16 protein-coding genes are annotated in these 14,067 nt (G+C 36.9%); 13 read left to right on the top strand and 3 right to left on the bottom strand.

The genetic code is table 11. The annotated features are described in order from the left end of the window. Positions 1-5: 5 nt before the first annotated feature. From E4T88_RS15605 to E4T88_RS15615, 3 genes are all read left to right on the top strand, one after another. A complete protein-coding gene (locus E4T88_RS15605; RefSeq protein WP_135107071.1) occupies positions 6-1,592 on the top strand; it encodes a SusR-related protein in 1,587 nt (528 codons plus the stop codon). 394 nt (positions 1,593-1,986) lie between these two features. Beyond that, complete coding sequence (locus E4T88_RS15610) at positions 1,987-2,733, top strand: phage tail-like protein (RefSeq protein ID WP_135107072.1); 747 nt, start codon at positions 1,987-1,989, stop codon at positions 2,731-2,733. 7 nt (positions 2,734-2,740) lie between these two features. Next, positions 2,741-4,348 (top strand): hypothetical protein, encoded by a 1,608-nt coding sequence (locus E4T88_RS15615; protein WP_135107074.1) that lies wholly within the window; start codon positions 2,741-2,743, stop codon positions 4,346-4,348. A gap of 47 nt (positions 4,349-4,395) precedes the next feature. On the opposite strand, the gene E4T88_RS15620 is transcribed toward E4T88_RS15615, so the two are convergent. Next, the gene (locus tag E4T88_RS15620) at positions 4,396-4,749 is read right to left on the bottom strand and encodes a cupin domain-containing protein (protein WP_006841992.1); all 354 of its coding nucleotides are present in this window, start codon (positions 4,747-4,749) and stop codon (positions 4,396-4,398) included. Positions 4,750-4,874: 125 nt separating this feature from the next. Between E4T88_RS15620 and E4T88_RS15625 the strand changes: the two genes are divergently transcribed. From E4T88_RS15625 to E4T88_RS15640, 4 genes are all read left to right on the top strand, one after another. Beyond that, positions 4,875-5,075, top strand: a complete 201-nt coding sequence (locus E4T88_RS15625) for a bacteriocin immunity protein (protein ID WP_135107076.1) — start codon at positions 4,875-4,877, stop codon at positions 5,073-5,075. A gap of 3 nt (positions 5,076-5,078) precedes the next feature. Continuing rightward, complete coding sequence (locus E4T88_RS15630) at positions 5,079-5,723, top strand: O-methyltransferase (protein ID WP_135107078.1); 645 nt, start codon at positions 5,079-5,081, stop codon at positions 5,721-5,723. 117 nt (positions 5,724-5,840) lie between these two features. Continuing rightward, a complete protein-coding gene (gene rbfA / locus E4T88_RS15635; RefSeq protein ID WP_006841989.1) occupies positions 5,841-6,197 on the top strand; it encodes a 30S ribosome-binding factor RbfA in 357 nt (118 codons plus the stop codon). Positions 6,198-6,199: 2 nt separating this feature from the next. Further along, complete coding sequence (locus E4T88_RS15640; protein ID WP_135107080.1) at positions 6,200-7,420, top strand: FtsX-like permease family protein; 1,221 nt, start codon at positions 6,200-6,202, stop codon at positions 7,418-7,420. Here E4T88_RS15640 and E4T88_RS15645 read toward each other — a convergent pair. Together E4T88_RS15645 and E4T88_RS15650 are read right to left on the bottom strand one after the other, a co-directional pair. Continuing rightward, positions 7,415-7,900 (bottom strand): GNAT family N-acetyltransferase, encoded by a 486-nt coding sequence (locus E4T88_RS15645; RefSeq protein ID WP_135107082.1) that lies wholly within the window; start codon positions 7,898-7,900, stop codon positions 7,415-7,417. The two genes, E4T88_RS15640 and E4T88_RS15645, sit on opposite strands and share 6 nt — an antisense overlap. Before the next feature lie 21 nt (positions 7,901-7,921). Next, positions 7,922-8,338 (bottom strand): hypothetical protein, encoded by a 417-nt coding sequence (locus E4T88_RS15650; protein WP_135107084.1) that lies wholly within the window; start codon positions 8,336-8,338, stop codon positions 7,922-7,924. Positions 8,339-8,463: 125 nt separating this feature from the next. Between E4T88_RS15650 and E4T88_RS15655 the strand changes: the two genes are divergently transcribed. The 6 genes from E4T88_RS15655 to rpsA all read left to right on the top strand — a co-directional run bounded on the left by E4T88_RS15655 (position 8,464) and on the right by rpsA (position 14,009). Next, the gene (locus E4T88_RS15655; RefSeq protein WP_135107086.1) at positions 8,464-8,826 is read left to right on the top strand and encodes an MmcQ/YjbR family DNA-binding protein; all 363 of its coding nucleotides are present in this window, start codon (positions 8,464-8,466) and stop codon (positions 8,824-8,826) included. A 15-nt stretch (positions 8,827-8,841) separates the two neighbouring features. Then, on the top strand, positions 8,842-9,447 hold the full coding sequence (yihA, locus tag E4T88_RS15660) for a ribosome biogenesis GTP-binding protein YihA/YsxC (RefSeq protein WP_135107088.1): 606 nt from the start codon (positions 8,842-8,844) through the stop codon (positions 9,445-9,447). A 75-nt stretch (positions 9,448-9,522) separates the two neighbouring features. Next, positions 9,523-10,164 carry a carbohydrate-binding family 9-like protein gene (locus E4T88_RS15665; RefSeq protein ID WP_135107089.1) on the top strand — a complete coding sequence of 214 codons (642 nt, stop codon included), beginning with the start codon at positions 9,523-9,525 and terminating at the stop codon, positions 10,162-10,164. Positions 10,165-10,322: 158 nt separating this feature from the next. Then, positions 10,323-10,970: a DUF47 domain-containing protein gene (locus tag E4T88_RS15670; RefSeq protein ID WP_135107091.1), complete on the top strand. Its 648-nt coding sequence runs from the start codon at positions 10,323-10,325 to the stop codon at positions 10,968-10,970. A 10-nt stretch (positions 10,971-10,980) separates the two neighbouring features. Next, on the top strand, positions 10,981-12,030 hold the full coding sequence (locus E4T88_RS15675; protein ID WP_135107093.1) for an inorganic phosphate transporter: 1,050 nt from the start codon (positions 10,981-10,983) through the stop codon (positions 12,028-12,030). 185 nt (positions 12,031-12,215) lie between these two features. Continuing rightward, positions 12,216-14,009 carry a 30S ribosomal protein S1 gene (gene rpsA, locus E4T88_RS15680; RefSeq protein WP_135107148.1) on the top strand — a complete coding sequence of 598 codons (1,794 nt, stop codon included), beginning with the start codon at positions 12,216-12,218 and terminating at the stop codon, positions 14,007-14,009. The last annotated feature ends 58 nt before the right edge of the window (positions 14,010-14,067 follow it).

A 14,067-nucleotide genomic window follows, 5' to 3' on the forward strand; every position in this document is an offset into this window, starting at 1 on the left:
ACAAAATGAAAATCCATATTTTATTATTTATTCTCCTTCTTTCACCGATCGTTTATATCATTGGGCAAAATCATGATATTAATAAAATACTAAAAGAATTAGATGATGCTTTTGACAATCAAAACAAATATGACCAATTAAAAGAAGAACGTTTGAGCGAATTAAAAAAGAAAGTCAACCTAACCCAATCTCTAGAAAAACAATACGATATAAATAAGATTATAGTAAATGAATATAATACGTACATAAGTGATTCTGCAATTTTTTATGCTGCTAGAAATGTAGAGATATCTAAAGCGCTAAACAAAAAACGAGATGAAGATGAATCCCAGATATTACTTGCCAGAACATATGCCCGTGGGGGACTTTTTACTCAAGCAGAGGAAATATTAAAATCGATAAAAGTAAAAAAGTTACCTGATGATTTACGAGAAAAATATTATTCAGCCTATGCCCGTTCATATGAAGCATTGATAGATCATATAAATAATGAAAAGTACTCCGCTAGGTATGAAAAAAAGATGATCGCTTTTTTGGATTCTGCACGTCAAATATATTCAAAAGATAAAAATGACATCATTGATTATGTTTATATTGACTATTGGGAGAAGAAAACCGGACACCTTGAGCATCTATTAACTCTTCTACCAACATTAAATCCCGAGTCTCAAGATTATGCTATTATCTCTACTCTTATAGGAATAGAGTATTGGGAACGTGGTGATAATCTAGAACTGCCAATAATGTATTTAGCCCAAGCTTCTCTGGTGAATATCAAGTCTGCAATCAAAGATCCAATAATACTAATGAACCTAGCCCTCTTGCTTCATGAAACTAACGATTCGGAGAGAGCTTATAAAATCGCAAAAAAAGCACTTAACGATGCAAATTTTTACAATTCAAAACATCGTAACAAAATCATATTAGAAACCTTTCCGATAATAGAAGAAACGTATCAAAACAAAATAATAGAACAAAGACAACATTTAACAATGTACCTTATTATTATGATAGCATTTGCTATCGGACTTCTTTTTACATGCCTTTGCGTATACAGACAAATTCGTATTATTAAAAAGAATCGGAAGCAACTAAAACTACTTAATGATAGTTTGGATAAAGCGAACAATATCAAAGAAGAATATATTGGATACTTTTTGAAACAATACTCGATTTATATAGAAAAACTGGAAGAATTTAAACAATCTGTATACCGAAAGATCAAAGCAGGCCAAACAAATGACTTATTGGCAACAATGTCAGTATCAACAAATACAAAAAAAGAAATAGAAGAATTATATAGCAATTTTGATATGGCTTTCCTTAATATCTACCCAAGTTTTGTAAATGAAATTAATGCCCTGCTAAAAGAAGAAGAACGATATAAATTAAAGTCAAATGAATTAAATACAGAGTTACGAATATTTGCTCTTATACGCCTCGGAATAACAGATAATAAACATATCGCATCTTTTCTTCGCTATTCTATGCAAACGATATACAACTACAGGAGTAAAGTCAAAGCAAAAGCTTTGGCTGATAATGAAAATTTTGAAGAAAAAATAAAAAACATAGGTACTATCATAAAATAACTTTACTTTAAGCACAATTCTAAAAACACACTACACACTAATATACAAATAGTTGACATCAAATAAAGAGAAAAAACATTTACCAAAGAACTACTTAATATAAAAAAGAGCGCTTAGCGAGTATTGTAGAACTTACCTTTGCAGTCAAACAATTAAACTTACAAATACACTTTTTTACTACACTAAGAGAAATTGCTAAAATGTAATCTATCCGAGTAAAATTTATCTGGAATATAATTTTATATGTTCATTGCTTGTAGAAATTTTACTTGTAAGATTCTTTACAGATATTCTTCTTTACGAATAATCTTTACCAGAAAAGATATTCTTTCAGAAAATCGCAAACTACAAATGAATAAATGCAGTAAGAGTTCCTAAATTCATTTTTATCATTATGAAAATAATTAATCTAAAAAAAACAATTCTTTTGGTTTTACTAATAATAGTAACGACTGTAGCAAATGCTCAAGTAACAATTGGATCTAACGCAGAACCGTCCAGTGCAGCTATTCTAGAAATTAAAACAATGCACAATGCGTCGCACATAGTCTCTATTACCGACGATAGCAATATTACCTCAGACAAAGGAGGATTAGGTTTGCCTAGGGTAAAACTTGTAAATAGAAAAACATTGGAGCCATTCATTCAAGGATCAATAGACGATCAGACCAAAATGAAACATGTAGGGCTAACTGTATATAATATAAAACAACAAATTACCAACTCTATTGACGAGTCATTCGAACCAGGTACATACGTATGGGACGGGAAGCAATGGAACATGTCAGGTGGTAAAGGAAGTGAAGGTGCTCGCTGGTTCTACCTTCCACCATTTCATCTATCTATAACCTTAGGCAGTGTAAATTCCGGAGAAATCAAATTACATGATATATATAAAAACCAATTTACCCAAACCGGAAATGGAGCATTTATATCTAGCGACACTAGCATAAATACAATACCATCTCCACTGAATGGTAAACTATATGAAAATAGTGAATTATACTATGTAGTTACTTATTATGATACGAGTATAATGTCTATAGCAAAAATAGATCCGGATGGCACAATGCACTATACAACGAATGGTACAGCTCCAACCACGAAATCATATATTAATGTTATAGCTATCGTAAAGTAGAAATGTGATGAAAAAATATTTTATAATATGCATATTCCTCCTCTCCGCCATGTCAGCAAACGCACAAAGAGAGGGAACCTGGTGGCACTTTGGCTATAATGTAGGTTTCGATTTCACTGAGGTATTTAATGGCAATGCCACCTATCCAAAAGCTATATGCAATGCCCCCTTACGCCAGAACGAAGGGGTATTCTCTATCTCGGATAAAAATGGGAATTGGTTAATGAGCTCTGATGGAAAGTATGTCTACACTCCCGAAAGTATAAAAGGAGCCACTTTTCCTTTGCCAACGAATTCGGCAGATGGTGATTTTTCGATAAATAAAAACAATATATTATTTGGAAATTCCTCTGCTACCCAATCAGGCATCATGTGTCCAGTTCCGGGTGAAACGTCTTTGTACTACATTTTCACTATCGACGATAAGCAATCTAACCCCAGAAAAGGTATTAATTATTCTATTATCGACTTAGCTGCCAATAATGGAATTGGAGAACTTGTCACAGGCAAGATAAACAAATCAGTTACATATGGCTATCAAAAAAATAGTTTGACGGAAAGATACACGGCAGCAAACGTAATGGAGAATATTACATTAACACCCTCTAGTGATGGAAACTATTGGCTGGTAAGCATTTTCGGCAGTCATTTTCATGCATGGAAGGTCACGAAAGACGGAGTGTCGGATACCCCCGTATTATCTCTATCTTCATATGAGTTTGCCAGTACAACCTCTTCCAATTCTTATCGTGGAGGACTGGGACATATTCGAATATCTGCCGATGGAACCAGAATAGCATACGCTATAGACCAAGCAAGCAATACTACCCCTGTAGGGGTATTCGGTACAGCTTTTTTCAATAATTCTACAGGAGAGGTAACTTCGTCGAAACACGCCACTAAAAATATCGCCGCCTATGGTGTAGAGTTTTCGCCATCTAACGAGTGGTTATATCTGACAAATATGGGAAGTGCCGGCTTTATAAAGTTTAGTGACCTTGCCAATGGCTCTATGAACAACTATAGGAATATGATTACAACAGGCGAATTCAATGCAGTTATGGGACCCAAAGGTATTATGTACATGATCGTTAGAGGCAGCTCTACACTATATACAATAGATGACCCTAACAATCCAGACACAGCAGTACCGGCGAATACATACAAGGCACATCCTAATTTTTTTGCTTGTGGAGGAGCCAGCGTTTATCCCTTTAATGGATTGCCTAATTTTATGCCAAGCTTTTTCTTAGTTAAGGCTCTTACAGGACCAACAGAACTATGTACAGGAGCAGAAGGTGAATTTATATTGGAAGCTGAACAGGGAACAAGTGGATATGGAGCTGAGTATATAGAATGGGAGATGGGAGATAATACTAAATATTATACAGGAGACCACCCTTTAGCTGACCCATCAACCAAACCATGGCCAACAGACAATTTACATAAAATAAAACATACATATACATCTAGTGGAGTTAAAACGATAAGAACAAATCCTTATAACTCAAATGGACTAATGCCCGACAAAGAAGTTACATTAAATATTACAGTCAAGGATTGCATTACCTATATTTATATAAATCCACACTTAAGAGCAAAAATTATACAATAACAATCCGTGAATAAAAAAATAAAGGGTGCGATTACACCCTTTATTTTTTATTCACAATCTGTTCGGTCATTCGTTGAATCATTGTCAGGCTGAGAGACAAGAAGGAAATCGATAGGCTCTGAAGTCTCATTGGCAATATAATGCTTCACCATAGGTTCTATCAAGATACCTTGCTGCTCATTAACAACTTCACGCTCGCCTTCAACGTAAAATATTGCTGTTCCTTTTGTCACAAAGAAGAATTGCCTTGCAAGAGAGTGGTAATGTAAAGTTTCTCTTGTATTTGCCGGCATGGTTTCAATTTTTACAGATAAAGAATCCCTACTCATTAGGATCCAACTGCTACATTTGTCTCCCCAAAAATAATGGGGTGCTGAATTTTTATCGACTGCTCTTCCCATGATAATTAAATTTAGATGTAACAATATGCTAAATATAAAAAATAAATTACATAAGAATGCTTTTTTAAGCAACAATTTATAAATAAATATCTTAGTTTTGCAGAATACACCGATATCTGCAGGCTATGACCAGAAAAGAATTGATACAATTAGTAGAACAAATTCTGGATGTAGAGAAGTACACAGAAGATCAATTGAATGAGATGTTAGAGTTATTACACAGAAATGTGCCCCACCCTGCAATATCTGATTTGATCTACTATGAAAATTTATCTTCGGAAGAAATTGTAGACAAAGCGTTAAATTATAAACCGATTCAGTTATAAACCATGTCATTGGAAAAGGACGAAGCTATAGAAAGCTATATTCTTTCTCGTATCGATCAAGAAAGCGAGCTACTCAAACAATTAAACAGGGACGCTCACGTAAATTTATTAAAGCCAAGAATGCTATCGGGACATCTGCAAGGACGTATGCTCAAAATGTTTTGCAGAATGATGAATCCTAAGTATATTCTCGAAATAGGAACTTATACGGCATACGCAACCCTATGTTTGGCGGAAGGAGCCGACAACGATGCTGAAATACATACCATAGAAGTAAACGACGAACTCGAGGACTTCATCTTAAAACACCTGCACAAATCGAAACTTAAAGATAAGATACATCTTCATATAGGAGACGCAATGGAAATAATCCCTCAGATAGACCGCACGTTCGATCTCGTATTCATTGATGCAAACAAACGCCATTACATTGAATATTATAATCTCATATTCGACAAGGTACGTCCCGGTGGACTTATCATTGCCGATAACACACTGTGGGACGGACATGTACTGGAAACTCCGAAACCATCGGACAAACAAACCATCGGGATACAACAGTTCAATGACATGATAGCGAAGGATGACAGAGTAGAAAAAGTAATCTTGCCAATACGTGACGGGTTGACATTGATATGGAAAAAATAAGAGTCAAATCTCCACAGACTTGAATGTACAGATAGATATATTAAAGTTGCTAACGATTTAAATAGCTTGCTACTTGTAACTATTTTGTATTACCTTTGTAAGCTAAAATAATTAAGGATGGATACGACCAGACAACAAAAGATAAACAGGCTCATCCAGAAAGAGCTGAGTGAGATTTTCAGAAAACAAACCCAACAGATGAAAGGTGTACTTGTAACAGTGAGCACTGTGCGTGTAACACCCGATCTAGGACTAGCAAAAGTATACCTGAGTATTTTCCCTTCCGAGAAAGGAAAAGAATTGCTTGAGAATATAAGAACCAATGTAAAAAGTATTCGTTTCGACTTGGGACAAAAAGTAGGTAAACAACTACGTGTAATTCCCGAGCTGGCTTTTTATCTGGACGACTCGCTCGATTATCTGGAAAATATAGACAGGCTTCTCAACAAGGATAATAACGAAGTAAAAGAATAAGCTTGAATCTTGCGCTGCACATAGCCCGCCGTTATCTTTTCGCAAAGAAATCGCATAATGCTATCAACATCATATCGATGATCTCGGTATGTGGGATAACTGTTGCCACAATGGCGCTGGTATGTGCTTTATCGGTTTTTAATGGTTTTACAGACGTAGTAGCAAACACATTCAGCGCTTTCGACCCCGAACTACAAATTACTCCGGCCAAAGGGAAAGTATTTGACCCGACAAGTAAGAAGATAGAAGAAATCAAAGCTTTGCCCGAAATAGAATTCACATCCGAATCTCTGGAAGACAATGCTTTGATTAAATTCGCAGACCGACAAGAACCGATTATATTAAAAGGTGTATCAGCCAATTTCATCAATCTCGCCAACGTAAACAATCTGATTATAGATGGAAAGTTTTCGTTACGCGAAGGTGATATCGAAAATGGAGTTATAGGTGCAGGTATGGCCATGTTTCTTGGGGTAAGAGCCGGATTCCTCGACCCGGTAGAGCTATACGCTCCCAAACGAAACGAACGCATCAATCTGGCAAATCCGGCAACAGCATTTACTCAGTCAGAGGTATTCGTATCGGGTGTATTTGCACTCAATCAGCAAAAGTACGACGACCAGATGTTTATTGTTTCAATAGACTTGGCACGCGAACTCTTCCACTACGACAAAGAAATATCATCCCTTGACATAAAAGTAAAAGACGGCTATAATGTAGACAAGGTACACAATAAAATAAAGTCTATAATTGGGAAAGACGAACTATTGGTAAAGAACAGATTCGAACAACAGGCTGATCTTTATCGGATGGTAAACGTTGAAAAATGGGTTACATTTCTCATTTTATGCATCATTCTTATAATAGCAGTATTCAATGTTATAGGATCGCTTACGATGCTGATTATAGAGAAAGACGAGGATGTCAGGATATTAAAAAGCCTCGGAGCAAACAATACATTAATCACACGGATATTTCTCTTCGAGGGCTGGCTAATCACATTTGTAGGAGCCGTTGTAGGTGTAACTCTCGGACTCACGCTTTGTCTGTTACAACAATACTTCGGATTATTGAAATTAGGCAATACTCCCGGTGCCTTTGTTATAGATGCATACCCTGTATCGGTACAAGCTTTGGATATTGTACTGATATTTGTTACAGTGAGTATCATTGGATTCCTCGCTGTAATCTATCCTGTAAATAATCTAAGGAAAAGGCTATAAGATCAGTTGCCAGAATTCGACATCAATCAGTTTTCCGAATTTGACTCCCGACTCCCTGAAATTGCCGACCAACTCAAAGTTAAATTTTCGATGAAGCTTTCGGCTTGGATCATTGGGCAATGATATTACACCAATCAGTGAATGTATGTTTATATTTCGGGCTCTGTTTATCAGTTCCTGATATAAAATACTGCCCACTCCGCTTCCTATGGCATTGCGATCAAGATATACGCTTGTTTCTAGCGTTATATCGTAAGCTACACGCTCACGCCAATTGTTGAGATAAGCATAACCAATTATTTGCCCATCTTTCTCGTATACAAAATAAGGAAACCCCTTTGCCTGCACTTTGCCTATCCGCTTCCGGATATCTTCGGCAGTAACAAGATCATACTCAAAGGTCACGACTGTTTCCTCAATATAATAATTATAGATGGCTGCTATCTGCGCAGCATCAGCGGGCGTTACATCTCTTATCATTCGATATAAAATAAATAATCTTTACTCTCCGGTAGAAGGGGGAATTTCTTGTCCTTGACTTTGAACAGCAGGACTAGCAGCCACAATACTGTCTACAATAAACTTCGTATATCCCCGCCAAGGTAAAGCCCCGTAATATTCTTTGTAGTGCAGCTTCACATTCTGTCCACTAAGAGACATCAGTTTTATAGCCAACTCTTTATCTTCTATCGAAAATTGGAATTCATTGGATTGCAAACCTTGCTGTCCGGGACGAAATCCGGATTGAATCAACTCTCCTTCGTAGGTTTTGAATATAATCCCTTTATGCTTCACATTGTTGAGCATACCGGCTTTTACCCCCGAATCACTATAAGGTACATAATAGCGGATATACAGGAAGGTAAAAAGACCTGCTATAAGGACTGCTAAAATTATAAGAACAACTCTTTTTGCCATAATATTATAAAATGTAAGATGGAACAAAAATTGAAGATGTTTTATTCTGAAAACAAAGATATTCATATTTTTAAACTATTTTTGTTCTACAGTTTAAAAACATAACAGTAAAAATCGAATATTCTATGAATATAGAAGAACTCAGAGAATACTGTATATCTGTAAAGGGCGCATCGGAAAGCTTTCCTTTCGACGAATCTACTTTAGTCTTTAAAGTCATGGGAAAAATGTTCGCATACACAGGCTTAGACCCCAAAGATGGATTTTTCAAGGTAAATCTGAAATGTGACCCGGAAAAATCATCTGAACTACGTACAAGATATGAAGGAGTAACACACGGTAATCACACACGAGGACTCTTATGGAATGCCGTCTATCTTGCGAGTGATGTACCCGATAAGTTGATAAAAGAATTAATAGATCATTCTGTCGAAGAAGTAATAAAGAAGCTACCGAAAAATAAACAAGCAGAATATCGAAGTTTGTAAAAGAAATATAAAGCAATGATAATAAAAGACGCTCAATTTGTAATAAGCAATACCGATTATAGAAAATGTCCTCAAGACGGTAAGCCCGAATATGCATTTATAGGACGCTCCAATGTCGGCAAATCATCCCTGATAAACATGCTTACCAACCGCAAAGGATTGGCTATGACATCGTCCAAGCCGGGAAAAACTCAGCTCATCAACCACTTCATTATCAACGACGAATGGTATCTGGTCGATTTACCGGGATATGGATATGCGCAACGAGGAAAAGACGGTAGAGAACAGATACGTAAAATAATAGACAATTATATACTTAAGAGAACTGAGCTAACCTGTCTTTTTCTATTATTAGATTGCAGACACGAACCTCAGAAAATAGACCTTGACTTCATCAATTGGCTAGGCGAAGAAGGAGTACCCTTTGTGATTGTATTCACCAAAACAGACAAAATAAGCAAAGGACGACTAAAAGATAACTCCGAAATATATATAAACAAATTACATGAAACATGGGAGGAAATCCCGACAATATTTTATACTTCTTCCGAGCAGAGAGCAGGAGGCGATGAAATATTGGATTATATAGACAACATAAATAAAAGTTTGAAAGGGAAATAAAATTTGTCCTAAACCCTGAAAAGGGCAGAATACGAATCAACTCAATTCCATAAACTAATCATAAAAAGTCAAGATATGTTATCTGTACCTTTAATAAATATAGCAGATATTAGCAGAGCCGATCTGGTTCTGGAGAAGATGCAAAATATACAAAAGAATAACATCTCTACTGTCAATTGGCCGGAGCTATATCCTTCCAAGCCTGAAGTTGCATTCAAAATAGCACACGATGGCAGTAATATCTTCTTGCAATTCTTTGTTGAAGAAAATGAGATTCTTGCAAAAACAGCAGAAGATAATGGGCATGTATGGACGGATTCGTGCGTAGAATTTTTCATTTCTTTCGATGGTTTATATTATTACAATACAGAGTTTTCTTGCATCGGAAAAGCACTGATGGGCTATCGTAAAGAAAAAAAAGATTGCCGGCATGCAAGCCAACAGATATTGGACTCCATTAAGCGATACCCAAGTCTTGGAGTAGAGCCCTTTGATAAAAAACAAGGCGATTTCAAATGGAATTTGCTGCTTGTTATTCCCGTTACAGCATATTGGATGTCTGACCTAAAATCTCTGAATGGAATAAAAGCCCATGCAAATTTCTATAAATGTGGAGATAATCTGACTATTCCTCATTTTTTATCATGGAATCCTATCCATACAGAGAAGCCAAACTTCCATGTTCCACAATTTTTCGGAGAACTTAATTTCGAATAAAACTATAGGATAGTGCTATACTTAAAGAGCAAGAATAGAGGAGAATACTCGTTATTACTTTTTTGTTAAAAAAATGTTACGACCGATTTTTTTTTCTATCTTTGCGGGACAAAAGCAGTTGGTACTGTTTTTCTTGATGAATATATTTTTAATCTTTTATGAAAAATAACTTATTCGATAGGTTTAAACCTAAAGAAAACAAATTCTTCCCTCTTTTGAGCGGAATGGCAGAAGTAATAGTCACCGCATCGGATCTCATCATTGAATGTGTTCAAGTAACTAACCACAACGAAGCTGTAGAGTATTACAAAAAAATTAAAGACCAGGAAAGAAAAGCCGATACCATCCAAAATCAAATCTTCGAAGAGCTCAACCAAACATTTATTACCCCTTTTGACCGGGAAGATATAAACCATCTTTCGTCAACAATGGATGATGTTATTGATCTTATCAATAGTTGTGCTAAGCGTATCATGCTTTACAGCCCGAAAGTAATGCCCGAGAGCGCTGTACGACTCGCTATGTTTGTAAGAGAATCTTCCGGCTTCCTGATTCAGGCAATCGGAGAACTTGATGTATTGAAAAAAAGTACATCCCGAATAAAAGAATACTGCGAGCAACTGGGTGTGATTGAAAAAAAGGCCGACGATGTGTACGAACATTTTCTTATCGACCTGTTTGAGAATGAAAAAGATGCCATTGAGGTTATTAAACTAAAAGATATTCTTCACGAACTCGAACGTGCTACCGATGCAGCAGAATCAGTAGGAAAAATTATCAAAACAATGATCGTTAAGTATTCATAATAATAAAGAAATGACATTATTAATAATAATCATTATTTTAGCGATCATATTTGATTTCATAAATGGCTTTCACGACGCTGCCAACTCAATAGCAACCGTCGTATCTACGAAAGTTCTTACACCGACCCAAGCTGTAATTTGGGCTGCCTTTTTCAACTTCGTAGCTTATTTTATTGCAAAATATATTATCGGCGGATTTGGTATTGCAGACACTGTATCCAAAACCGTGGATATGGAATTTATAATTCAAAGCTTTGGCAACCCATCTCTGGTTATCATAGCCGGACTGATAGCTGCTATTTCTTGGAACCTTATTACATGGTGGTTAGGAATCCCTTCATCTTCTTCGCATACTCTTATCGGAGGATTTGCAGGAGCCGGTATCGCCGCTTCAGGTTTCCAAGCTGTACATTCAGGCGTTATTGGTATTATTGCGCTGTTCATTGTAGTAGCACCTCTGATTGGTATGGTTTCGGGTAACATCATCACGCTGATCACCCTCCACTTTGTAAAAAAGATAAAACCGGGTAAGGCCGACCGTTGGTTCAAGAATCTACAGCTCATCTCATCCGCAGGACTTAGTATAGGACATGGATTGAACGACTCGCAAAAAGTAATGGGTATCATTGCAGCTGCATTGATTTCATATACAGCAACTACGCCCGACGTTCACCCTTGGTTATATATGAATGACATGAACGATATGCACGACTGGGTGCCACTCGCATGTTTTACTGCGATTGCAATAGGTACAGTTTGTGGAGGATGGAAAATCATGAAAACGATGGGAAACCGTATTACAAAAATCACTCCTATCGAAGGGTTCTGTGCTCAGACAGCAGGTTCTATCACCTTATATATATCCGAAATGCTGCACGTGCCGGTAAGTACAACCCACGTAATCACAGGTAGTATAATAGGCGTAGGATCAGTAAAACGTCTTTCAGCTGTTCGCTGGGGAGTAACCAAAGATTTATTGATAGCATGGATACTGACTATTCCGGTTAGTGCCCTGATGGCTATTGTATTCTATCACATTCTGGGACTGATCGTTCAATAAGAACACTCTCTATAAAATAAAAGCGGATGGTTAAAGTTAATCATCCGCTTTCTTCATTTAAATTTTTCGGTAAAAGCATTGCTTTATACATTGAAAAACAATATCTTTGCACCGCTTTTCGAAGCAAGAATGTTTAACTCTTTAATGATACTGATCAGGACTGGTGCCAGATCTAATTTTGAATGATTGATAATTTAAAAAATGTACAACCGGTTGCAGATTTCGACTGGGATTCGTACGAAAAAGGAGACTCTTACACAGGTAAGAGCAAAGAAGAACTTGTAGAAACCTATGACCAATCGTTGAACAAAGTAAACGACAAAGAAGTGGTAATGGGTAAAGTAACTGCTATGAACAAACGCGAAGTTGTTGTTAATATCGGTTACAAATCAGACGGTATCGTTTCTATGAACGAGTTCCGTTATAACCCGGATCTAAAAATTGGTGACGAAGTAGAGGTATACATCGAAAGCCAAGAAGACAAAAAGGGACAACTTATCCTTTCTCACAAGAAAGCACGTGCTACACGCTCTTGGGATCGTGTTAACGAAGCTCTTGAAAAAGACGAAATCATCAAAGGTTATATTAAATGTCGCACTAAGGGCGGTATGATCGTTGATGTATTTGGTATCGAGGCGTTCTTGCCAGGATCTCAGATCGACGTGAAACCAATCCGCGACTATGATGTATTTGTAGGTAAGACTATGGAGTTCAAGGTAGTGAAAATCAACCACGAGTTCAAAAACGTTGTTGTTTCTCACAAAGCTCTTATCGAAGCTGAACTTGAACAACAGAAAAAAGATATCATCTCTAAGCTTGAAAAAGGTCAGGTACTTGAAGGTACAGTTAAGAACATCACTTCTTACGGTGTATTTATCGACCTTGGCGGCGTAGACGGACTAATCCACATTACAGACCTTTCTTGGGGACGTGTACAACACCCAGAAGAAGTGGTTAAATTGGATGAGAAAATCAACGTTGTTATTCTTGACTTCGATGATGACAAGAAACGTATTGCATTAGGATTGAAACAATTGACTCCTCACCCTTGGGATGCACTTAGCGCTGAGCTTAAAGTTGGCGACAAGGTGAAAGGTAAAGTTGTGGTTATGGCTGACTACGGTGCATTCATCGAAATCGCTCCGGGTGTAGAAGGCTTGATCCACGTTTCAGAAATGAGCTGGGCTCAACACTTACGCAGTGCACAAGACTTTATGAAAGTTGGCGACGAAGTAGAAGCTGTAGTGCTTACTCTTGATCGCGACGAACGCAAAATGTCTCTTGGTATCAAACAATTGAAACCAGATCCATGGGAAAATATCGAAGAAAAATATCCTATCGGAAGCCAGCACACTGCAAAAGTTCGCAACTTCACTAACTTCGGTGTATTTGCCGAAATAGAAGAAGGCGTAGACGGACTAATCCACATTTCAGACCTTTCTTGGACTAAGAAAATCAAACACCCTAGCGAAGTTACTGCTATAGGTGCTGACATCGAAGTACAAGTACTTGAAATAGACAAAGAAAACCGTCGTTTAAGCCTTGGTCACAAACAACTTGAAGAAAACCCTTGGGATGTATTCGAAACTATATTTACTGTAGGTTCTGTACACGAAGGTACTCTTGTTGAAATGGTTGACAAAGGAGCAGTAATCTCACTTCCTTATGGTGTTGAAGGTTTTGCAACTCCTAAACACTTGGTAAAAGAAGATGGTTCTCAAGCTAAGATCGATGAAAAACTTGATTTCAAAGTAATCGAGTTCAACAAAGACTCTAAAAGAATCATCGTATCTCACAGCCGTGTGTTTGAAGATGAAAAACCGGAAGCTAAAGAAGCTGCTGCTGAAAAAAGAGCAAAAAAATCTTCTAAGAAAGAACAAGCTGAAACTTCAACTCAATCTAACGTAGAAAAAACTACATTAGGCGATATAGAAGAGCTTGCAGCATTGAAAGAAAAACTTTCGGGAGATAACAAATAAATATCTTTTTGATATTCTGATAAAAGGGTTCACTAATTAGTGAACCCTTTTTCGTTTA

It is taken from the genome of Dysgonomonas mossii (genome assembly GCF_004569505.1).
GTDB lineage: Bacteria > Bacteroidota > Bacteroidia > Bacteroidales > Dysgonomonadaceae > Dysgonomonas.

Coding starts and splice junctions, on each gene's coding strand:
- E4T88_RS15605 (WP_135107071.1), top strand. CDS start 6: ATGAAAATCCATATTTTATTATTTATTCTCCTTCTTTCACCGATCGTT.
- E4T88_RS15610 (WP_135107072.1), top strand. CDS start 1,987: ATGAAAATAATTAATCTAAAAAAAACAATTCTTTTGGTTTTACTAATA.
- E4T88_RS15615 (WP_135107074.1), top strand. CDS start 2,741: ATGAAAAAATATTTTATAATATGCATATTCCTCCTCTCCGCCATGTCA.
- E4T88_RS15620 (WP_006841992.1), bottom strand. CDS start 4,749: ATGGGAAGAGCAGTCGATAAAAATTCAGCACCCCATTATTTTTGGGGA.
- E4T88_RS15625 (WP_135107076.1), top strand. CDS start 4,875: ATGACCAGAAAAGAATTGATACAATTAGTAGAACAAATTCTGGATGTA.
- E4T88_RS15630 (WP_135107078.1), top strand. CDS start 5,079: ATGTCATTGGAAAAGGACGAAGCTATAGAAAGCTATATTCTTTCTCGT.
- rbfA (WP_006841989.1), top strand. CDS start 5,841: ATGGATACGACCAGACAACAAAAGATAAACAGGCTCATCCAGAAAGAG.
- E4T88_RS15645 (WP_135107082.1), bottom strand. CDS start 7,900: ATGATAAGAGATGTAACGCCCGCTGATGCTGCGCAGATAGCAGCCATC.
- E4T88_RS15650 (WP_135107084.1), bottom strand. CDS start 8,338: ATGGCAAAAAGAGTTGTTCTTATAATTTTAGCAGTCCTTATAGCAGGT.
- E4T88_RS15655 (WP_135107086.1), top strand. CDS start 8,464: ATGAATATAGAAGAACTCAGAGAATACTGTATATCTGTAAAGGGCGCA.
- yihA (WP_135107088.1), top strand. CDS start 8,842: ATGATAATAAAAGACGCTCAATTTGTAATAAGCAATACCGATTATAGA.
- E4T88_RS15665 (WP_135107089.1), top strand. CDS start 9,523: ATGTTATCTGTACCTTTAATAAATATAGCAGATATTAGCAGAGCCGAT.
- E4T88_RS15670 (WP_135107091.1), top strand. CDS start 10,323: ATGAAAAATAACTTATTCGATAGGTTTAAACCTAAAGAAAACAAATTC.
- E4T88_RS15675 (WP_135107093.1), top strand. CDS start 10,981: ATGACATTATTAATAATAATCATTATTTTAGCGATCATATTTGATTTC.